This is a genomic window from Terribacillus sp. DMT04, from assembly GCF_019056395.1.
In the GTDB taxonomy this organism is placed as follows: Bacteria; Bacillota; Bacilli; order Bacillales; family Amphibacillaceae; genus Terribacillus; species Terribacillus aidingensis_A.
In genome coordinates this window covers 2,837,680-2,857,836 of the sequence record NZ_CP077639.1, presented here as the reverse complement: position 1 = coordinate 2,857,836, position 20,157 = coordinate 2,837,680, and the positions used below count along the sequence as shown (strand labels likewise).

Sequence of the window (20,157 nt, the reverse complement as noted above, 5' to 3'; positions counted from 1 at the left end):
CACATGATAATACTGGAAAATGTATGAAAGAAGGAATAAAAAATGAAGCATTTCAGTGAGTTAAACTTACAAGAAAGCAGATTAGAACTGTTACATAAATTAGGAATAGCAGAGCCCACGCCTGTTCAGCAGCAAGCAATACCGGAGATTTTGGCTGGAAAAGATGTGATTGCGAAAGCACAGACAGGTACCGGCAAGACGCTTGCTTTCTTGCTGCCAATACTTGAAATGCTTGATGCAGAGAGTGAAGGAATACAAGCGCTTATTCTTAGCCCGACGAGGGAATTGGCGATCCAAATTTATGATGAACTTGCCAAGCTAGTTCATCCAGAAGAAGAAATAGGCATCCTCGCTGTTTACGGGGGACAAGATATTGTGAAGCAGCTGAAGCGTTTGGAAGGAAGAATAGATATTGTTGTGGCAACTCCAGGGCGGCTTCTCGATCATATGCGACGCGGCACAGTTGATTTAGCGCATGTTCGTACATTTGTCTTGGATGAGGCGGATCAGATGCTGCATATGGGGTTTTGGCATGATGTAAAAGATGTCGCGAATGCTTTGCCTAAAACAAAACAGACGTTATTGTTCTCTGCGACGATGCCAAAAGAAATCCGGCAGCTGGCTGGTACGCAAATGCAGCGCCCGAAGGAGATCACGATTGAAACAGACAATGTCACATTGCAGGAGATCAAACAGATTGTCTTGGAAATGTCAGACAGAGAAAAGCGCAATACGCTTAAAACGCTATTGCAAATGTATCGGCCATTTGCCGCCATTATTTTCTGTCGAACAAAAAGACGTGCATCTGAGCTGCATGGCTATTTGCGTGGATTAGGTCTCGAATCGGACGAGCTGCATGGCGATCTTTCACAAGCAAAACGAGAGCGAGCGATGAAAAATTTTCGTGAGTACAAAACCCAGTTCCTTGTTGCAACAGATGTAGCAGCTCGCGGATTGGATGTGGAAGGTGTTACGCATGTATTTAACTATGACTTGCCGGAAGATACAGAAAGCTATATCCATCGCATCGGTCGTACCGGCAGAGCAGGAAGTACAGGCTTGACTGTTGCGTTTGTAACACCGCGTGACCGTCATCAAATTAAGCAAATTGAAAAAGAAACAAAACAGCGCTTGCCTCGAAAACAGCTAGTCTTTGGTGACAACGGCAAAGCCGATTTACAGGATGCTGGAAAAGAAACCTCTTGACATGTGCTTACAAGGGGTCTACAATGAATCCAAGTAAAACAGATACGGTAGCGATGACGAAGAGTAGTAGCTAATGTGATCACTTATAGAGAGCCGGTGGCTGGTGGGAACCGGTGTGATGCATTTGTGAATGGACTTCTGAGCACTATGGCTGAAATGGATAGTAGGCTGTGGCGGCATCTCCCCCGATAAAAGGAGTAAAGTGAGCTAGTTCGCTAGCTAACAAAGGTGGTACCACGGGTAATCTCGTCCTTTATTGGAGAGATTGCCTTTTTTTATACACAAAATCGTTGATGAAGAGGAGTACATGCTGCAGGATTTGTACAGAGAGCCGGTGATGGTGGGATTCCGGTCAAATCGGCAGCATGGAATGGGCTTCAGAGAGATTCCTTGAATGCAAGTAGGGGAATCCGGTTTCCCCCGTTACCGGGATAGGATATTAAGCATTTGCTGCGTATCCGAATGAGCGGAAAGTGAGAGCTTTCAATAGAGGTGGCACCGCGGTGAAGAACCGTCCCCTATGCACATGACCAAACCATGTGCATAGGGGACGGTTTTTTTTATTATCTAAAGCAGAGGAGTGAGAAGAATGAGCACTACGCAAACGATTCATTTTGAAAAGAAGCAGCTGAACGGAGATACACTGACACCAGTCATCATATATAAACGATTACGTGGACAAAAAAAGTTCTTGCTGGAAAGTTCGGTCCATCATACAGGAAAAGGACGCTATTCCATCATTGGTGCTAATCCATATAAGGAATTGACAGGAACAGGACAGCGAACAGTAATTACCGAGAATGGAAAAGAAGAGAAGCTAAAGGAGAAACCGCTGGAAATGTTAAAGCAGCATATAAGCGGTGTTCAGCTTCCACTTGACTTTCCGTTTTATGGCGGAGCAATCGGCTACATGGCTTATGATACGATTCGGCAATATGAAGCGATTGGCGAGATGCCAGCAGATCCAATTGGTATGCCGGAAGTTCATTTCATGTTTTACCAAGACATCATCATTTACGATCACAAGCATGAACGAGTTACGCTGCTGGCAGTTAATGGTTCTGGTAATCGGTCAGCAGAAGCTTTGCAAGAGCGTCTGGAGGAGATGGAGAAGGATATTACTACACATCAGGAAATACCGGATGCAAGTTTACCTGCTGTCCATTTCCACCCAGAGATAGACCAGGCAGCCTTTATGAAAATGGTTGAAGATGCGAAAGCTTATATCAAAGCAGGGGATGTCTTTCAAATCGTGCTTTCGCAGCGGCTGACAGCAGATTTTGATGGAGATGCATTTAGTTTTTACCGAAAGCTGCGAGCGAGCAACCCCTCTCCATATATGTTTTATCTTGATTTTGAAGACTATACCGTATTAGGTGCTTCGCCAGAGAGCTTGATTAAAGCAAGTGATGGCAAAGTAATGGCAAATCCTATTGCTGGGTCACGGCCGCGGGGCAAAACAACCGAACAAGATGAGCAATTGACTACAGAGCTGTTAGCAGATGAAAAAGAGTTAGCAGAACATCGTATGCTCGTTGACTTGAGTCGGAATGACCTGGGGCGTGTATGTAAGGTAGGCACGGTTGAACTCACAAAGTATATGACGGTGGAAAAATATCAGCACGTGATGCACATCGTATCTGAGGTGCAAGGAGACTTGGCCGAAGGAATGACCGGATTGGATGCACTCATAGCAGCACTTCCGGCAGGAACCGTATCTGGGGCACCAAAGATACGGGCCATGCAATTAATCAATCAATTTGAGAAGAAAAAACGAGGTCTCTATGCAGGAGCGATAGGCTACATCAACATGAACGGCGATCTAGATCTGGCGCTGGCAATCCGGACCATGGTTGTCAAAGACAAAAAAGCTTATGTGCAGGCAGGCGCCGGACTTGTTTATGATTCGGATCCTGCAACAGAGTACGATGAGACACTTCATAAAGCGAAATCACTAACGGAGGTAGGTTTGCATGATTCTGCTAATCGATAATTACGATTCTTTTACGTATAACTTATTTCAATACACAGCGGAGCTTGGAGAAGAGGTAACAGTAGTCCGCAATGATGAGGTAACCATTCAGGATATCGAAAGAATGCAGCCAGAAGCAATCATTGTGTCACCAGGGCCAGGAAGACCGGAGGAGGCGGGCATCTGCGTGGAGGCTATTCAGCACTTTGCTGGCAAAACGCCTATTCTCGGTATTTGTCTTGGTCACCAGGCAATTGGGACAGCATTCGGAGCTGAAGTCAGTCGCGCAGGTCAAATTAAACATGGTAAAACATCTACGCTGCGCTATGAAGGCGAACATGATATAGCGCTGATTATCAAGGACCTGCCAATTATGCGTTATCATTCGCTCGTCATTAATAAGCAGACTGTTCCGGAAGAATTAGAAGTGACGGCATACGCAGAAGATGATGAGGAAATCATGGCTGTCCAGCATCGCCAATATCCAGTCTATGGCCTGCAGTTCCATCCGGAATCAATTGGAACCGAAGCTGGTAAGGAAATTGTGAAATACTACATTGAACGTATGAAAGAAGGGAAAAGTTATGGAACCGTTATTGGCTAAGCTTACGAACACAGCATCCTTGAGTTATGCAGAAGCATTACACGCATCAAGAGAATTGTTGGATGGGACTATGCCAGAAGCCGTAGCAGGAGCGTTCCTATCGATGCTGCAAACCCGCGGAGAAACAGCTGATGAAGTAGCAGGAATGGTAGCAGCCATACGTGAGAAAGCCCAGACTATTCCTTTTCAAGCAGCTGATGTGATGGATAACTGCGGCACCGGCGGCGACGGATCACAAAGTTTTAATATCAGCACTACCGCAGCATTTGTCATCGCAGGAGCGGGCATAACCGTCGCTAAGCATGGCAACCGCAGCGTCTCTAGCAGAACCGGCAGTGCCGATGTTCTGGAAAATCTCGGTGTGCCATTATCCTTGCCAGCAGCAGAGACAACGGACTTGCTAAAAGAAAATAAAATCGCATTTCTATTTGCGCCGCATGTTCACCCTGGTTTAAAACAGGTAATGCAGCTACGGAAAGTACTGCGGATTCCAACGATTTTCAATCTAATCGGTCCGTTAACCAATCCAGTGCCGCTTGATTCACAGCTGCTCGGAATTTACCGCCGCGATATGCTTGGTATGATGGCCGAAGCCTTGCATAAGCTGGGGCGAAAGCGAGCGATCGTTGTAAATGGTGCAGGTCACATGGATGAAGCATCCTTAGCAGGCGACAATCATTTGGTGTTGTTAGAAGAAGGCAAGCAAACAGCTTTCACGCTTCATCCAGAAGAAGTTGGACTGCCAGTGTATCCACTGGAGGCAATTAAGGGCGGCGACGCAGCGGATAATGCACAAATTTTGCTGCGTGTATTGAACAGAGAAGCAGGTGTCCATCGCGATACTGTCGTACTGAACGCCGGTCTTGGTATCTATGCGAATGGAAAGACAAACTCCATTCGGGAAGGCATAGAAATGGCACAGGAAAGCATTGATAGCGGAGCAGCCAAAGCGAGGCTGCAATACTTGATTGATTACAAGCAAAAGGAAGTGACCTCATGACATTTTTGGAAAGAATACTAAAGGAAAAGCGAACGGAAATTGCAACATTAAAGCAAACGTACCGACCTACAGCGGCGCAGCGTAAACCAATCTCTTTATACGAACGTTTTCAACAGAAAGATCAGCTGCAAATCATCGCTGAAATCAAGCGTGCTTCTCCATCCAAAGGAGTAATCAATCCAGATGTTGTGCCAGCAGATCAAGCCAAAATCTATGAAACTGCAGGAGCAGGAGCTGTGTCTGTATTGACGGATATGCCATTTTTTAAAGGTACAATGGATGACTTGGCAGCTGTGAGGGAAGCGGTAGATTTACCTGTTTTAAATAAAGACTTTATTTTAGAAGAAATTCAGATTGACAGGGCAGCTGATTACGGTGCTGATGTGATTTTGCTAATCGTCGCAGCGCTCGAGAATGACCGCTTGCATGATTTATATCAATATGCAAGATCAAAAGACATGGATGTACTGGTAGAAGTGCATAACGAAGAAGAATTAGAGCAAGCACAAGTGCTGGATGCGAACATTATTGGCATCAATAATCGGAATCTTAAGACTTTTGAGGTGGATCTTGGTGTGACAGAACGGCTGATAAAGAAAATAAATACAGCAAACACATTGGTAATTAGTGAAAGCGGCATGGCTGTGCCAGCAAATGCAGAGCGTGTAGCACGAGTAGGAGCAAGAGGAATATTAGTTGGCGAAACACTTATGCGCGCTTCTGATATTGCATCCGCATTACAGTCGCTTCAAGTGTCTGTAGGAGCAGAGCGCTCATGATTGTTAAGATTTGCGGTATCCAGTCTGTTGACGCTGGCCTGGCAGCTGCAGAAGCAGGCGCTGATATGATTGGTTTTGTTTTCGCTGAGAGCAGCAGAAAAGTAACGGCGGAGCAGGCAGCACAGATTGGCAAGAAGCTGCCGTCACATATAAAAAAAGTTGGTGTGTTCGTGAATGAGCCGATCGAAACACTCTTACACATTGCAGACACTGCTGCATTAGATTACATTCAGCTGCATGGCGATGAAACACCAGCATATGTAAAAGAATTGAATAAGCCAGTGATGAAAGCTTTCTCCGTTTCGTCAGAGGCAGACCTAGAGCTGCTCACTGCTTTTGCTTGCGATTACTATTTGCTGGATAGTCCGGCTGAAGCTTACCGCGGCGGTAATGGAACATCATTTGACTGGTCGTTAGCAAGTTCAAAGACACTGCCGAGGGAAAGATTATTCCTAGCTGGCGGGCTGCACGCGGACAATGTGCAGCAAGCTATCCGCGAAGTAAGCCCTGCTGGAGTTGATGTAAGCAGCGGTGTGGAGACAAATAAACAAAAAGATACGCTAAAAATACAGCAATTTATTGCAGCGGCAAAGAAAGGAAAGTGAAAATCATGGCAGCATATCCGACAGAAACGGGGCACTATGGAGACTTTGGCGGTCGATTTGTGCCAGAAACATTAATGCCAGCTATACTTGAATTAGAAAAAGCGTTTAAAGAAGCGAAAGAGGATGAAGATTTTCAAGAAGAGATGCGCTATTATTTAAAGCAATATGTCGGGCGGGAGACACCGCTTTATTATGCAGAACGTCTCACTAAGCATTTAAATGGGCCGAAAATTTACCTAAAGCGAGAAGATTTAAATCATACAGGTGCGCATAAGATCAACAATACAATCGGGCAAGCATTACTGACACAGCGAATGGGGAAGAAAAAGGTCGTAGCGGAAACAGGAGCTGGTCAGCATGGAGTGGCAACAGCAACGGTTAGTGCTTTGCTTGGACTAGAATGCATCATTTTCATGGGAAAAGAAGATGTCAGACGCCAAGCATTGAATGTGTATCGCATGGAGCTGCTTGGCGCCCAAGTTGTATCCGTCGACCAAGGCAATGGGACACTGAAAGATGCCGTAAATGAAGCGATGCGCTACTGGACTGCAAACGTGGAGGATACGCATTATATCTTTGGTACTGCGGCTGGTCCGCATCCGTTTCCGCAAATCGTGCGGGATTTCCAACGTATTATTGGAGACGAGACACGCAAACAAATTATCGAAGCGGAAGGCAAGCTGCCTGAAGCAGTCGTTGCCTGTGTTGGTGGAGGCAGCAATGCCATCGGTATGTTTTATCCGTTTGTAGACGATCGGGATGTGAAAATGTACGGTGTGGAAGCTGGCGGTAAAGGATTAGTGTCTGGGATGCACGCAGCATCGCTAACAGAAGGGAAAGCGGGTATTTTGCATGGATCGTTATCTTATCTGCTGCAAAATGAAGATGGCCAGGTACAAGAGCCGCATTCGATTTCGGCTGGTTTAGATTACCCAGGGGTCGGCCCAGAACATAGCTATCTTAAAGATGCCGAACGTGTGACATATGATGCTATCACAGATGAAGAAGCACTGGAAGCAGTACGAATGCTTTCCAGAACAGAAGGGATTATTCCTGCTTTGGAAAGTGCACATGCCATAGCTTACTGCAAAAAACTAGCACCAAAGATGAACAAAGATGATGTTTTGGTTGTATGCCTGTCGGGGCGTGGCGATAAAGATGTGAACACAATTAGAGAAGCGCATGAAACAGGAGGTGAGCTGCATGAGTAAAGCAAAGCTGGATACTGCATTTCAAACGGTAGAAGAAGCCGGAGAAAAAGCGTTTGTGCCGTATATCATGGCTGGAGATGGCGGTTTGGATAATCTGAACGAACGCATCCGTTTTCTTGCAGAAAGCGGAGCAACAGCGATTGAGCTCGGATTGCCATTTTCAGATCCTGTTGCAGACGGTCCGACCATTCAAGCAGCAGGCATCCGTGCCTTGGAAGCTGGAACAACGGTACAAGCTGTTCTGGATGAAGTCGCAAAAGAGAAAAATAATCGCACAGTACCTCTGGTTATTATGACATATCTGAATCCTATCTTTGCTTATGGCATAGAAGCCTTTGCATCCGCTTGCGAAGCTGCAGGAATATCAGGCCTCATTTTGCCGGATTTGCCGCTTGAAGAAGAAGGACTTGTTATGAAGACACTGCAAAAGCACAATATTGCGCTCATTCGTTTGGTCGCTTTGACGAGCACACCAGAAAGAATCCGTACACTTGCCGAACGCTCGGAAGGATTCCTTTACGCGGTAACAGTCGCAGGCACGACAGGAGAGCGAGCTAGCTTTGTTGATCAAATCGGCACGCACTTGCAAGCGTTGAAGAAGATCAGTAAAGCTCCGGTACTTGCCGGATTTGGAGTCTCTACACCCGAACATGTGAAGGAACTTAGCCAGTATTGTGATGGTGTTGTAGTGGGAAGTAAGATTGTTGATGCGCTCTATCGAGGAGACAAACAGCAAGTGGCTGATTTGATTGCGTCCAGGAAGTACTAACGAAATAAAGAGTGCAGAAGAATAATAGATTCCTCTGCACTCATTTTTACTTGCTTTTCATAAATAAATGCTTACTTCTGAAAGCGACTATACTAACTGCAGCTAGCAGCATCCCGGAGATCATGAAGACAACCCGAATCCCAAGCAAGTCTGCTAATAATCCCATAACTAAGGAACCAATGCCAAAAATCCCTGTCCCAATAGCACCTAATGATGTATAGACCGTAGACAGTTGTTCTTTTGGGACGCTAGTTTGGATAACAGATTGCTGCGGGATATTTTTGATCTGTCCAAACAGTCCAACACAAAATGATAACAGCAAGGAAATGAGTGGCAAACTGTTTAGGCTAAACAGTAAGGTGACAAATGCACTTAATAAAGAACCGATAAAAATAAAACTTCCTAATCTTCTTTCCATTACAGCACCATATTTAATACAATACACACTTCCTGCAATTAACCCTAAAAAGAATGCTCCATTGATAAACCCCCACCACTTTTCATCAACATGCAGTGCTTCACTGACAAATGCATATAAAATGGCGGCTATCCAAACTGTTCCAGCAATCGTTTCGAAAATATCAATCCAAGCAATTCTTCTTAATACTGGCGTTTTGGATAAGGCTATCCAGCCTGCTTTTATTTGTTCTAATTTTCCTTTAGGCTCTGTTGTTGTATGTCTAACACTATCTAACTGACATAGCAAGAAACTAGCAATGATGAACAAGGCCCCGACAAACCAAACCAGCTGCTGAGCACTCAACACCATTAGAAACAAACTTCCTGCAAACCACATGGCTGCCTGTATGGCCTGTGTTACAGTTTCCGCAACTCCATTCGCCTGCATTAACTGATCTGATCTCACATAGTGCGGAATTAATGTTTGTCTTATCGGATTAGCACAACCATCTAAAAATGCAATCAACCCTATTAATAAGAAGATGATGTAATAATTAGATACGGTAATTACCATTAACAGAAAACCTAGTATAACAAGCAAAATAGTTTTTCCAATCTGTGATCCGGCCAGCAACCATTTCAGATTTACCTTTCCCACTAAAAGAGGTGTTAGCAAGCTGGATACAAACATAGAAGTAGTAATGGTAAATGGTACAAATGCTGATGCAGCTGCAGAACCTGTTAACATATAAATCGAACTTATCACACTAACCATATATAATACATCACCGATATTGGCAATGGATTGGCCCCATAATAATAAAGAGAAACTTTTATTAAATTCATTTTCATCCCCCGAATGTTGAATTGTATGTTGTCTTGTTGAATTGGGAGATTTTTAAATTGGACTGTTCACTAGATTTTACTCCTTTTATTTGGAGGATTAATCTGGGGGAATAGATTGATCCAAGTTTGTGGCACGATATACCAATTATATGAATTTTAGCACAATTTAGTCGCTTTATGACTATATAATTAGGAAATATGTGAATACACATGCTCATCTGGATATTTTGGAAGAAATCTAGGTCATTTTTAATGTGAAAGTGAAACATTTCCAGTGCTTATCCGTATAACTAACAAAAGAAGCAGGAAAGGGTGAAGTTAGTGCTTCAACTAAAGGAAGTAACAAAAAGATTTGGGAGTTTTACTGCTGTTGATCAGCTGACGCTGTCGATACCAGAAGGAGAAATGTTTGGTTTCCTAGGGGCTAACGGTGCTGGTAAAACAACTACCTTCCGAATGATTCTGAACTTAATGGAAAATACAGAAGGGGAAATAACTTGGCAAGGCAAGAAGATTACTTATGCAGACAGCGATAAGATCGGCTATCTTCCCGAGGAGCGCGGATTGTATCCGAAGCTGAGTGTAAAAGAGCAGCTCGTTTACTTAGCTAAGATGAGAGGCATGGCGAAAGCAGATAGTGTTAAAGCGCTAAAAACATGGTTGGAGCGATTTAACATAACCGAATACGAAAACAAAAAGGTAGAAGAGCTATCCAAAGGAAATCAGCAGAAAATCCAATTTATATCCGCTGTATTACATAACCCGCGGCTGCTTATATTGGATGAACCATTCTCCGGTTTAGACCCAGTGAATGTGGAAATGCTCAAACAAGCAGTCCTTGATTTAAAGAATACAGGAACTTCGATTATATTCTCCTCTCACCGGATGGAGCACGTCGAGGAATTATGCCGTTTTCTTTGTATTATGAAGCACGGCAAGCCGGTTGTAGAAGGCGATTTGGTAGAAATCAAGCGTTCTTTCCGTAAAAAGAATATTACCATTGCGGCAGATTATGATGTGAGTTTCTTAAAAGATACTGCTGGCGTTATCAAATACCAGGAAACACAGCAAGGATGCCGCCTTCAAATTGCGTCAGCAGAAGATGCGCCGACTGTGTGGAAACAGCTGGCTGAAAAGGGGTTTGTCAGCAAGTTTGAAGTCGAAGAACCTACATTGAATGATATCTTTATTGAAAAGGCAGGGGAGTCCTATGCGTAAGTTTTGGATTGTATTTTCCCACACCTATCTATCTAGGGTTAAAGCAAAAGGCTTTATTATTTCGAGTGCAATTTTTCTATTATTAATTTGCGGACTCTTTTATTTGCCAGATATTATTGAGCGTTTTACCGGTAACAGTGAAGATCCTGTCGTGGCTGTTATAGATGATACAGAGAATCAACAGGTTTACGAAGCTCTAAGTGCTTCTGCTGATGGCTATCAGCCGGAATTGTTCGAAGGAACAGAAGAAGCAGCAAGGCAGGCTGTTGAGGAGGAAGAATATGAAGGCTTGCTAGTGTTGCGTCAGTCAGAGCAAAATCTGCCTGCAGCTACCTTTTATAGCATGCAGCTGACCAACAATGTGAGTGATGATATCGAGTCCCAGCTGCAGCAGGTGAAAGTTGCACAGGCGGCTTCACAGGCTGGTATTGATGAAGCGACAATTCAGGAAATTTATACACCAGTATCTTTTGAACGAGAAGCATTGGATGAAGAGGCCAAAACAGAAGAAGAGCTAGCAGGCTCACAAGGTCTTGTATATATTCTTGTATTCGGGCTTTATATGAGTGTTATCATCTACGGTATGATGATTGCTACGGATATTAGTAATGAGAAAACATCCAGAGTGATGGAAATATTGATTTCCAGCTCCTCTCCTGTCAGTCAGATGTTCGCTAAGATATTAGCGATTGGATTGGTGGGCCTTACGCAAGTAGCAGTAATCGCAGCTGCTATATATATAATGATCCAAGTGCGGGGAAGTGAGCTGGACGGCGGTGTATTTAAATTCACAGGTCTTGCGGATGCATCACCGGTTACACTGTGGTTTGCACTAATCTTCTTTATACTTGGATACTTCTTGTATGCAACAATTTGTGCAGGTCTTGGGTCGGTTGTAAGCAGAATGGAAGATGTACAGCAGCTTGTGACACCTGTTATCTTTCTAGTAATGGCGGCTTTCTTCCTTTCTATCTACGGACTGGACTCGCCTGATTCACCAGTAATTGTCGTAGCATCGTACATCCCATTCTTTACGCCGATGATTATGTTCTTGCGTATTGGTATATTAGGTGTTCCGGCATGGGAAGCTGCTCTTTCTATAGCGGTCTTAATAGCAGCAATTCTAGTAATTGCTTGGATTTCCGCTAAAGTGTATCGCGGTGGCGTGCTGATGTACGGAAAAGGCGGTGCATTTAGTCAGCTAAAGCAAGCACTGAAGCTTTCTGGAAATATTAAAAACAAGAAATAATAAACAAAATAAGAAGTGCGCAGGAATGAACTGCACCCCAAAAGTTAGAGTAACATTTAACTTTTGGGGTGTATTTTTTATGGTGAAATATAGCGAAGGATTTAAATTGAAAGTCGTTAAAGAATATCTGAATGGTAATCGAGGGTATGCCTCCCTAGCTAAGAAGTATGGAATAGGTAGTAAAACTCAAGTTATAAGATGGGTCGCCCTTTACGAAAAGTTTGGCGAAGATTCTCTATTACGTAAACGGAATTATGAGGCTTACTCTGTTCAATTCAAACTAGATGTATTAGACTTTATGAAAAGAACAGGCGCTTCAACGGTCGAAACTGCACTCTCTTACAGAATTATGAATCCATCTGTAATCTCTCAATGGAAAATAACATACGAAAAAGAGGGTATTGACGCCTTGGAACGACCGAGAGGACGGCCTTCCATGTCTAATAAACCTAAGAAAAAAAATAAAAAGATGGATAAGAAAATGATGTCTAGAGAAGAAGAACTCGAGAGAGAAAATGAACTTCTTCGTTTAGAGGTGGAATATCTAAAAAAGTTACGAGCTTTTCAGATGAATCCGGAAAGTTATCTAGAAAAGCACAAGCAGCGTTATCATTCGAACTCAAAGAAACGTTCCGATTAAAAGATGTTTTAGAAAGAGTTGGCATCCCGGAATCCAGTTACCATTACCACATAAAAGCGATGCAGAAGGGAAATCCCAATCAAGAGCTGGAATCTTCTATCCAGTATTTATTTGAGGAACACAACGAAAACTATGGATATCGCAGGATTCACTTGGCATTGCGCAACTTGGGCTTAACTGTGAATCATAAGAAAGTTCTCCGCCTGATGCAGAAACTAGGTTTAAAGGGGACGAGCTTCACTCGTAAATCGCGAAAGTATAGTTCATATAAAGGAAAAGTCGGAACAGTAGCTAAAAACCGGATCAATCGACGTTTCATGACGGACCGCTGCCATCAGAAACTGGCCACAGACATAACCGAATTTAAGTGCACAGATGATCGAAAACTATATCTCAGCCCCATCATGGACTTGTGTAATGGTGAAATTATGAGTTTTGGGATTAGTATGCGCCCGACACTTGATCTCGTTTTAGATCCTCTTAAACAGACATTTGGAAAAGTTAAGGATACATCATACAGAACAACAATCCACTCCGATCAAGGCTGGCAATACCAGCATCAAAAATGGGTGAAGGCACTCAAGAAACAAAAAGTCTTTCAAAGTATGTCTAGAAAAGGAAACTGCATTGATAATGCGCCGATGGAAAGTTTCTTTGGCACATTGAAGCAAGAAATGTATTACGGACGGGAAAAATGTTCATACGAAGAGCTGAAAAAAAGACTTGAGGATTATATAGATTACTATAACAACAAGCGTATAAAAGAAAAGTTGGCTGGTATGAGTCCGGTACAATACCGTCTCCACACCAGCCAACTCGCTAATTAATATCGACTCCAACTTTTGGGGTGCACACCAGAAACGGAATGTTTTCTGGGCGCTTTTTTATTTGAATGAACAAGGAGCTTCCGTTGCGGCGGGAATATACATTTGCATCAAAGATAAAAGGCCGCCAAATCTCTCGGCAGCCTGCATGTGTTTATTATGCTTCGCTTATTGTAGATACTTGCCAAGTTACCCCAAACTTATCTTTCACCTGACCATAAAGCGGACTCCAGAATGTTTGCTGCAGTTCCATTGTTATGTGACCATCCGCTGCTAGACTGTCAAACACTGATTTTGCTTTTTCCGGTGTGCTGATTATGACGGCAATTCCTACTTGATCGCCAAGTGTGTAAGGAGCTCCCGGAAAGTTATCCGATAACATAAGCTCGTTCGCTCCGATTTTCATATGTGCGTGTAAAACATAATCTTTTGCTTCATCAGGAATAGGATATTCCGGATTTTCTGGCAAGTCATCAAATGTTTGCAGACTTATAACCTGTGCATCCAGTGCCTCCTCGTAGAATTTGACCGCTTCTTGTCCATTACCATTCGTTACGATATAAGCATTAATCCCTTGCACCATGTGAACCTCATCCTTCGCTATGGCTTATTTGTCTTCTATACTTTTCGCTGTCTGCTGCAAAATCCCTTTCACAAATAAGATAGAGTTATTCGCTATTATCTTCCAAAGTTGGTGAATGGACCGCCAATATAATCTGTCACATTTTCGAGTTTTACATTTTCAATTTCGTCACGAAAATCTTCTGGGTTGTCCAGTGGCTCATAGCCGATTAACGCTGCATCACGATTATCAAAATAATCATTGTGCAAGGAAGAAACACCATAATAGACATTCGTACTGATTTGGTTTGCTTCGAGGCAGCAGACGATCAACTGGTTCATATCACGGACGCTGATCCAAGTATTCAAGTTGCGATGCTCGGTTGGCTTCTCTAGATAGCTGCCAATTCGCAAGCTGGCTGTTTCAATCGCATGTTTCTGATAATACATGTTCGCTAGATTCTCTCCGAAGGCCTTACTCGCACCGTAATAAGTATCTGGCATATGCAGCGCATCGGCTCCAATCGATTGATTGATAGGCTGGAAGCCGACGGCATGGTTGCTGCTAGCGAAAACAATTCGCTTGATACCGTGTTTGCGTGCTGCTTCGTATACATAATAAGTAGTGTTGAAATTATTTTTATTAATCAATTCATATGTGCTTTCTGTTGCAATACCGCCTAAATGGACAATAGCATCCACGTTCTTTACCAGCTCATCTACTTGTTCAGGCACAGCCAAGTCTGCTTGCTGATAGTGACCAAATTGCTTGAGTTCTTCATCTTGCTTGATATCTGTCAGTACGAGATCGTATTTCTGATGGATAGCTTTCACAAGGTTTTTGCCAATATGTCCAGCAGCTCCTGTTACGAGTACTTTCATCAAATTATCTGCTCCTTTGCTGTTCAAAATTCAATAGCCATTCTTTCCGCCACGCTTCCCAGCGATAACCTGTGAGGCTGCCGTTTCTGCCAATAACACGATGGCAAGGAACAACAATGGCGAAGGTGTTCCGTCCAATTGCATTCGCTGCAGCTCGAACAGCGCGTATATTTCCGATACTTTCTGCAATAGCGCTATAATTACTGGCGCTGCCATAAGGGATTTGATTCACCTGTTCCCAAATACGCTGCTGAAACAAGGTGCCGCTTACAGCTAGTGGTAACTCAAACAAGGTGCTGTGACCAGAAAAATAAGCGTACAGCTGCGCTTGAGCTGACAGTGTGAGTTCGTTTGTATAGACAGGCAGTTCCTCGCCGAAAGCAATACTTGTGATAACTTGATCGGTGGCGGTGATTTGGATGTTGCCAATAGGGGTTTTGACATTATCGGTGTAAGACATCATTTCCTCCTATAAAACAAGCTCCAAAGCGGAAGGCCTTGGAGCTCTTAGGTACATTAGCTGTACATTGCTGCGATTTCTTTTTGCAATTTCTTGTCAGAAACATATTCATCATATGTCATTTCTTTATCAACGATACCAGTCGGCGTAATCTCGATCAGGCGGTTTGCAATACTGTTAACGAACTGTTGGTCATGAGAAGTGAACAGCAATGCGCCTTTGAATTTAATCAAGCCTTCGTTCAAGGATTGAATAGACTCTAGATCCAAGTGGTTTGTTGGTTCATCCATAACCAAGACATTGGACTTGCTAAGCATCATCTTCGAAAGCATACAACGAACTTTTTCACCACCGGAAAGTACATCTGCTTCTTTCAAAGCATCTTCTCCGCTGAATAGCATACGGCCAAGGAAGCCGCGCAAGAACGTTTCTGTCTGATCTTCCGGTGAATACTGGCGAAGCCATTCTACCAATGTCAGTTTTACACCGTCGAAGTACTTGGAGTTATCTTTCGGGAAGTAAGACTGAGAAGTCGTGACGCCCCATTTGTACTCGCCGGAATCTGGTTCCATTTCACCCATGATGATTTTAAGCAATGTTGTTTTGGCAATTTCATCACGGCCGACTAGCGCTAGTTTATCTTCACGGTTCATCGTAAAGCTGACGTTATCAAGAACTTTAACGCCATCAATTGTTTTGGAAATATCTTTCACCGTAAGTACGTCGTTACCGATTTCGCGTTCCATTTGGAAGCCAACGTAAGGGTAGCGGCGGGAAGAAGGTTTGATATCTTCCAATGTGATGTTATCGAGCATTTTCTTACGGGATGTTGCTTGCTTCGATTTAGAAGCATTGGCACTGAATCGTGCAACAAAGGCTTGCAGCTCTTTGATTTTTTCTTCTTTTTTCTTGTTTTCATCCTGTGCCATTTGTGTTGCCAGCTGGCTGGACTCATACCAGAAATCATAGTTACCGATGTAAAGCTGGATTTTTCCAAAGTCAACATCCGCAATATGTGTACAAATTTTGTTTAAGAAGTGACGGTCGTGAGAGACAACAATGACTGTGTTCTCGAAATTAATCAAGAATTCTTCCAGCCATTGAATAGCCTGCAAGTCTAATCCGTTGGTAGGCTCATCCAGCAATAGAATATCCGGGTTGCCGAATAACGCTTGTGCTAGAAGAACTTTTACTTTTTCAGAACCTGTCAGTTCCGCCATTTTTTTATCGTGTAAGTTCTCAGAGATTCCGATACCTTTCAATAATACAGCAGCATCAGATTCTGCTTCCCAACCGTTCAATTCAGCAAATTCGCCTTCAAGCTCAGCTGCACGCATACCATCTGCTTCAGAGAAATCAGCTTTTGCATATAGTGCGTCTTTTTCTTCGATAATCTTGAAAAGACGTTCATGTCCCATCATGACAGTTTGCAGTACTTCGTGCTCTTCATAGCCAAAGTGGTTCTGCTTCAAGATAGCGAGGCGTTCGCCATCAGAGATAGACACATTGCCTGTTTGCGGCTCAACTTCACCAGAAAGAACCTTTAAGAATGTTGATTTTCCGGCTCCGTTTGCACCAATTACTCCATAGCAGTTTCCAGGAGTAAACTTTATATTAACTTCTTCGAATAGCTTTTTATCGCCATATTGTAGTCCTACATTATTTACCGTTATCATGTATACCTTTTCCTCCATGATCAAAAATGTCACGCATGCCTTAAGCTTAAGGGATTTGGATGTGTAAGTCAATGTTCTTACTAGTAGAAGAATGGAAACAGCATGAATTGTATTTGTTATGATTTGGCCGGTGAAACAATTTTTGGTTATGTGTTGGTATTGCCAGTTTGCAGCAGTTACAAACAGCAGCTGGAATACGCATTGCATATCGTTTTAAATCACCCGTGCTTATGTGGGAAACCTTAGGGAGTAAGCGATTAAATCCGGTTGCTATCTTCAAGCCGTTGGCTCCCGCTTCAAGCCGCCATGTGCTAAAATATAGGAAGTGTGATTCGAGAAAGGATGTTTTCATGGGTAAAACGGTTGTACTGGCAGAGAAACCTTCTGTCGGCCGCGATATAGCGCGTGTTCTTGGATGTACGAAGAAGACGAACAGCTATATGGAAGGAAAAGATTATATTGTGACGTGGGCGCTTGGTCATTTGGTGACACTAGCGGATCCAGAGACATATGACGATAAATATAAAACGTGGAAAATAGAAGATCTGCCAATGCTGCCTGAGAAGCTGAAGCTTGTGGTAATCAAGCAGACTGGCAGACAATTCAGCACGGTGAAGACGCAGCTGAACCGAAGTGACGTGAGCGATATTGTTATCGCGACAGATGCTGGACGTGAAGGGGAGCTTGTTGCACGTTGGATTTTAGAAAAAGCTCGTGTAAACAAGCCGGTAAAACGTTTGTGGATTTCCTCGGTAACAGATAAGGCCATTAAAGATGGCTTTAAGAACCTGAGAAGCGGCAAAGAATTTGAGAATCTATATAAATCTGCTGTAGCACGGTCGGAAGCAGACTGGTATGTCGGGCTGAATGCAACACGCGCGTTAACAACAAAATTTAATGCGCAGCTGTCCAGTGGACGCGTGCAGACGCCAACATTGGCAATGGTGCATCACCGCGAAGAAGAAATCAAATCCTTTAAACCAGAAGCTTTCTACGGTATCGAAGCAAAGACGCAAAAAGGCTTGCGTCTCGTATGGAAGGATCAAAAACATAACAGCACACGTACTTTCGCCAAAGACAAAGCAGAACAAGTACTGCAAAAGCTGAAACAGGCCAAAGGGAAAGTAACTAATGTCGAGAAAAAGCTTAAGAAAAGCTATGCACCGCAATTGTATGATCTAACGGAACTGCAGCGTGATGCCAACCGACTGTTTGGTTTCGGCGGTAAAGAAACACTGAACATCATGCAGCATCTATACGAGCGGCATAAGCTATTAACCTATCCGCGGACAGACTCCCGTTATTTGTCCTCCGATATCGTACCAACGTTGAAGGACCGTGTGAAAGCAGCAGGAGTTGGCAGCTATGGACGTTTAGCTACGAAAATTACGAACGCGCCTATCAAAGCAACAAAAGCATTTGTGGATGATAGTAAGGTGTCTGATCACCATGCCATCATTCCAACAGATCAAAACGCATATGGCGCGGACCTTTCTGATAAAGAACGTAAAATTTATGACTTGGTTATCAAGCGCTTCTTCGCAGTACTTTTTCCAGCGTTTGAGTATGAACAGACAACTTTAACAGTGGAAGCTGCTGGTGAGAGCTTCACTGCCAAAGGGAAAATCGTGAAGAAACAAGGATGGAAAGAAGTGTATGCCAACCGTTACGATGACGAAGAAGCAGATGATGACCAAACCTTGCCGAATGTGGAAAAAGGTGAAGAATGGACGCTTTCGTATCGAATGACAACAGGTGAAACAAAACCGCCGGAGCGATTTACAGAAGGTACCTTGCTTCATGCGATGGAGAACCCGGTGCGTTTTATGGCTGGCGAGAACAAAGACCTCATCAAAACAATTGGACAGACGGGCGGTCTTGGTACTGTAGCAACACGTGCTGATATTATTGATAAGCTGTTCAACACCTTCTATATCGAGAAGCAAGGCAAGTATTTGAAGATGACTTCTAAAGGAAGACAGCTGCTGGAGCTTGTTCCGGAAGAGTTGAAATCTCCTGCACTGACAGCAGAGTGGGAAATGAAGCTAAGTGCAATTGCAGAAGGAAAGCTGAAGCAGCAGCAGTATATTTCCGAAATGAAGCAATATGCTAAAAAAGTTGTAAACCAAATTAAGAACAGTGAGCATAAATATAAACATGATAATATAACGGGCACAAACTGTCCGGATTGTGGCAAGCTGATGCTAGAAGTGAATGGAAAACGCGGTCGTATGCTTGTCTGCCAGGATCGGGAATGCGGACATAAGAAGAATATCGCGAAAACAACCAATGCTCGCTGTCCGAACTGTCATAAGCGTTTGGAACTGCGCGGTGAGGGAGAAGGCCAGATGTTCTTCTGTAAGTGCGGACATCGCGAAAAACTAAGTACATTTAACGAGCGTCGCAAAAAAGAGAAAAATAACAAAGTGAGCAAGCGTGACGTACAAAAGTATTTGAAGAAAAATAATGAAGATGATGGCTTTGCCAATACTGCTCTAGCTGATGCACTAGCAAAACTGAAGAAAAAGTAACGAGGAAGATCTGCCAAAACATATTGGCAGGTCTTTTTAGCGTAAACGCACTGTTTTTTCTAGGAAAGAAAGCTTCTGTATTACATCCTCCCAAAAATTTTACCGCCGTACAAAAGAAAGGCAAATACAAACAATATATCTAAGGAAGCAATGAATCTGCGTATACGCTTTATGCCGACTAGAAACAGTGTACCTATATACCAGCTGCTGTTGCCAATACGTATAAAAATTCTTTATAACGGCAGGTACTAACTCACTTCTTATGGAAAAGAGGAGGAGATAAACATGCCACCAAAGCATATCGTGTCCGCAGCAGTAATTGCACAAAATGAAGCAGGTCATATTTTATTGATTAAAGGACCAAAGCGCGGCTGGGAAATGCCGGGCGGTCAAGTAGAAGAAGGCGAAGCGCTCGATAAAGCAGCCGTTCGGGAAGTAAAAGAAGAAAGCGGCATTGACATCGAAGTTACTAAGTTTTGTGGGATTTACCAAAACACAGAGATGTGCATCTGTAATACACTTTTCCTCGGTAAACCAATTGCAGGTGTGTGTACACCGTCAGAAGAAAGTTTGGAAGTTGGTTATTTTCCCATTTAACAAGTGCGCAAGATGGTTACATGGGGAATTTTCTTAGAACGAATTGAGCATTGCCTGAATCACGAATCCCATCCATTTTATGTGCCTTTTAATACATAGGAAACACCTTGTTTAGTGAAAATAAACAA

Annotated in this window: 18 protein-coding genes, 1 pseudogene and 2 other annotated features; of the genes and pseudogenes, 14 read left to right on the top strand and 5 right to left on the bottom strand. The window is 43.3% G+C overall.

Features of this window, described 5'->3' with window-relative positions; translation table 11 throughout:
* Window positions 1-42: 42 nt before the first annotated feature.
* From KS242_RS14855 to trpA, 8 genes are all read left to right on the top strand, one after another.
* Window positions 43-1,206: a DEAD/DEAH box helicase gene (locus tag KS242_RS14855; protein ID WP_217322047.1), complete on the top strand. Its 1,164-nt coding sequence runs from the start codon at window positions 43-45 to the stop codon at window positions 1,204-1,206.
* A gap of 44 nt (window positions 1,207-1,250) precedes the next feature.
* Window positions 1,251-1,463: a binding site (T-box leader), on the top strand.
* 24 nt (window positions 1,464-1,487) lie between these two features.
* Window positions 1,488-1,728 (top strand) — a binding site (T-box leader).
* 67 nt (window positions 1,729-1,795) lie between these two features.
* Entirely contained in the window at window positions 1,796-3,199 is a 1,404-nt protein-coding gene (gene trpE, locus KS242_RS14850; protein ID WP_217322046.1) for an anthranilate synthase component I, read from the top strand.
* Window positions 3,180-3,782: an anthranilate synthase component II gene (locus KS242_RS14845; protein ID WP_217322045.1), complete on the top strand. Its 603-nt coding sequence runs from the start codon at window positions 3,180-3,182 to the stop codon at window positions 3,780-3,782. Before trpE ends, KS242_RS14845 begins: the two co-directional genes overlap by 20 nt.
* Window positions 3,763-4,782, top strand: coding sequence for an anthranilate phosphoribosyltransferase (gene trpD / locus KS242_RS14840; RefSeq protein WP_217322044.1), 1,020 nt, complete (start codon window positions 3,763-3,765; stop codon window positions 4,780-4,782). The genes KS242_RS14845 and trpD overlap by 20 nt, the downstream gene beginning before the upstream one ends.
* The gene (gene trpC, locus KS242_RS14835) at window positions 4,779-5,561 is read left to right on the top strand and encodes an indole-3-glycerol phosphate synthase TrpC (RefSeq protein WP_217322043.1); all 783 of its coding nucleotides are present in this window, start codon (window positions 4,779-4,781) and stop codon (window positions 5,559-5,561) included. The genes trpD and trpC overlap by 4 nt, the downstream gene beginning before the upstream one ends.
* Complete coding sequence (locus KS242_RS14830; RefSeq protein WP_217322042.1) at window positions 5,558-6,166, top strand: phosphoribosylanthranilate isomerase; 609 nt, start codon at window positions 5,558-5,560, stop codon at window positions 6,164-6,166. The genes trpC and KS242_RS14830 overlap by 4 nt, the downstream gene beginning before the upstream one ends.
* 5 nt (window positions 6,167-6,171) lie before the next feature.
* Window positions 6,172-7,377: a tryptophan synthase subunit beta gene (trpB, locus tag KS242_RS14825; RefSeq protein ID WP_371747557.1), complete on the top strand. Its 1,206-nt coding sequence runs from the start codon at window positions 6,172-6,174 to the stop codon at window positions 7,375-7,377.
* The gene (gene trpA / locus KS242_RS14820; RefSeq protein WP_217322041.1) at window positions 7,370-8,146 is read left to right on the top strand and encodes a tryptophan synthase subunit alpha; all 777 of its coding nucleotides are present in this window, start codon (window positions 7,370-7,372) and stop codon (window positions 8,144-8,146) included. Before trpB ends, trpA begins: the two co-directional genes overlap by 8 nt.
* Before the next feature lie 46 nt (window positions 8,147-8,192).
* Here trpA and KS242_RS14815 read toward each other — a convergent pair whose 3' ends face one another.
* Window positions 8,193-9,320, bottom strand: a complete 1,128-nt coding sequence (locus tag KS242_RS14815; RefSeq protein WP_217322040.1) for an MFS transporter — start codon at window positions 9,318-9,320, stop codon at window positions 8,193-8,195.
* A gap of 392 nt (window positions 9,321-9,712) precedes the next feature.
* Here KS242_RS14815 and KS242_RS14810 point away from each other — a divergent pair, with 392 nt between their 5' ends.
* The 4 genes from KS242_RS14810 (at window position 9,713) to KS242_RS14795 (ending at window position 13,325) form a co-directional block, all read left to right on the top strand.
* A complete protein-coding gene (locus tag KS242_RS14810) occupies window positions 9,713-10,609 on the top strand; it encodes an ABC transporter ATP-binding protein (protein ID WP_217322039.1) in 897 nt (298 codons plus the stop codon).
* Window positions 10,602-11,858 (top strand): ABC transporter permease, encoded by a 1,257-nt coding sequence (locus tag KS242_RS14805; protein WP_217322038.1) that lies wholly within the window; start codon window positions 10,602-10,604, stop codon window positions 11,856-11,858. The genes KS242_RS14810 and KS242_RS14805 overlap by 8 nt, the downstream gene beginning before the upstream one ends.
* A 79-nt stretch (window positions 11,859-11,937) precedes the next feature.
* Window positions 11,938-12,498 (top strand): helix-turn-helix domain-containing protein, encoded by a 561-nt coding sequence (locus tag KS242_RS14800; RefSeq protein ID WP_217322037.1) that lies wholly within the window; start codon window positions 11,938-11,940, stop codon window positions 12,496-12,498.
* Window positions 12,399-13,325 carry an IS3 family transposase gene (locus KS242_RS14795; protein ID WP_217324180.1) on the top strand — a complete coding sequence of 309 codons (927 nt, stop codon included), beginning with the start codon at window positions 12,399-12,401 and terminating at the stop codon, window positions 13,323-13,325. Before KS242_RS14800 ends, KS242_RS14795 begins: the two co-directional genes overlap by 100 nt.
* 154 nt (window positions 13,326-13,479) lie before the next feature.
* Here KS242_RS14795 and KS242_RS14790 read toward each other — a convergent pair whose 3' ends face one another.
* The 4 genes from KS242_RS14790 to KS242_RS14775 all read right to left on the bottom strand — a co-directional run bounded on the left by KS242_RS14790 (window position 13,480) and on the right by KS242_RS14775 (window position 16,901).
* Complete coding sequence (locus tag KS242_RS14790) at window positions 13,480-13,905, bottom strand: VOC family protein (protein ID WP_217322036.1); 426 nt, start codon at window positions 13,903-13,905, stop codon at window positions 13,480-13,482.
* 95 nt (window positions 13,906-14,000) lie between these two features.
* Window positions 14,001-14,765, bottom strand: a complete 765-nt coding sequence (locus KS242_RS14785) for an NAD-dependent epimerase/dehydratase family protein (RefSeq protein ID WP_254391880.1) — start codon at window positions 14,763-14,765, stop codon at window positions 14,001-14,003.
* Between the two features lie 4 nt (window positions 14,766-14,769).
* Window positions 14,770-15,225 (bottom strand): methylated-DNA--[protein]-cysteine S-methyltransferase, encoded by a 456-nt coding sequence (locus tag KS242_RS14780; RefSeq protein ID WP_217322034.1) that lies wholly within the window; start codon window positions 15,223-15,225, stop codon window positions 14,770-14,772.
* 56 nt (window positions 15,226-15,281) lie between these two features.
* Entirely contained in the window at window positions 15,282-16,901 is a 1,620-nt protein-coding gene (locus tag KS242_RS14775) for an ABC-F family ATP-binding cassette domain-containing protein (RefSeq protein WP_097039044.1), read from the bottom strand.
* 350 nt (window positions 16,902-17,251) lie between these two features.
* Here KS242_RS14775 and topB point away from each other — a divergent pair, with 350 nt between their 5' ends.
* Both topB and KS242_RS14765 read left to right on the top strand, forming a co-directional pair.
* Window positions 17,252-19,432, top strand: coding sequence for a DNA topoisomerase III (topB, locus tag KS242_RS14770; RefSeq protein WP_217322033.1), 2,181 nt, complete (start codon window positions 17,252-17,254; stop codon window positions 19,430-19,432).
* Window positions 19,433-19,717: 285 nt separating this feature from the next.
* Window positions 19,718-20,128, top strand: a pseudogene (locus tag KS242_RS14765) (NUDIX hydrolase).
* Window positions 20,129-20,157: the final 29 nt, after the last annotated feature.

Excerpts from the sequence above, each read along its gene's own strand:
- KS242_RS14855 (WP_217322047.1), top strand. The coding sequence starts at position 43 with ATGAAGCATTTCAGTGAGTTAAACTTACAAGAAAGCAGATTAGAACTG.
- trpE (WP_217322046.1), top strand. The coding sequence starts at position 1,796 with ATGAGCACTACGCAAACGATTCATTTTGAAAAGAAGCAGCTGAACGGA.
- KS242_RS14845 (WP_217322045.1), top strand. The coding sequence starts at position 3,180 with ATGATTCTGCTAATCGATAATTACGATTCTTTTACGTATAACTTATTT.
- trpD (WP_217322044.1), top strand. The coding sequence starts at position 3,763 with ATGGAACCGTTATTGGCTAAGCTTACGAACACAGCATCCTTGAGTTAT.
- trpC (WP_217322043.1), top strand. The coding sequence starts at position 4,779 with ATGACATTTTTGGAAAGAATACTAAAGGAAAAGCGAACGGAAATTGCA.
- KS242_RS14830 (WP_217322042.1), top strand. The coding sequence starts at position 5,558 with ATGATTGTTAAGATTTGCGGTATCCAGTCTGTTGACGCTGGCCTGGCA.
- trpB (WP_371747557.1), top strand. The coding sequence starts at position 6,172 with ATGGCAGCATATCCGACAGAAACGGGGCACTATGGAGACTTTGGCGGT.
- trpA (WP_217322041.1), top strand. The coding sequence starts at position 7,370 with ATGAGTAAAGCAAAGCTGGATACTGCATTTCAAACGGTAGAAGAAGCC.
- KS242_RS14815 (WP_217322040.1), bottom strand. The coding sequence starts at position 9,320 with ATGGTTAGTGTGATAAGTTCGATTTATATGTTAACAGGTTCTGCAGCT.
- KS242_RS14805 (WP_217322038.1), top strand. The coding sequence starts at position 10,602 with ATGCGTAAGTTTTGGATTGTATTTTCCCACACCTATCTATCTAGGGTT.
- KS242_RS14800 (WP_217322037.1), top strand. The coding sequence starts at position 11,938 with ATGGTGAAATATAGCGAAGGATTTAAATTGAAAGTCGTTAAAGAATAT.
- KS242_RS14790 (WP_217322036.1), bottom strand. The coding sequence starts at position 13,905 with ATGGTGCAAGGGATTAATGCTTATATCGTAACGAATGGTAATGGACAA.
- KS242_RS14785 (WP_254391880.1), bottom strand. The coding sequence starts at position 14,765 with ATGAAAGTACTCGTAACAGGAGCTGCTGGACATATTGGCAAAAACCTT.
- KS242_RS14780 (WP_217322034.1), bottom strand. The coding sequence starts at position 15,225 with ATGTCTTACACCGATAATGTCAAAACCCCTATTGGCAACATCCAAATC.
- KS242_RS14775 (WP_097039044.1), bottom strand. The coding sequence starts at position 16,901 with ATGATAACGGTAAATAATGTAGGACTACAATATGGCGATAAAAAGCTA.
- topB (WP_217322033.1), top strand. The coding sequence starts at position 17,252 with ATGGGTAAAACGGTTGTACTGGCAGAGAAACCTTCTGTCGGCCGCGAT.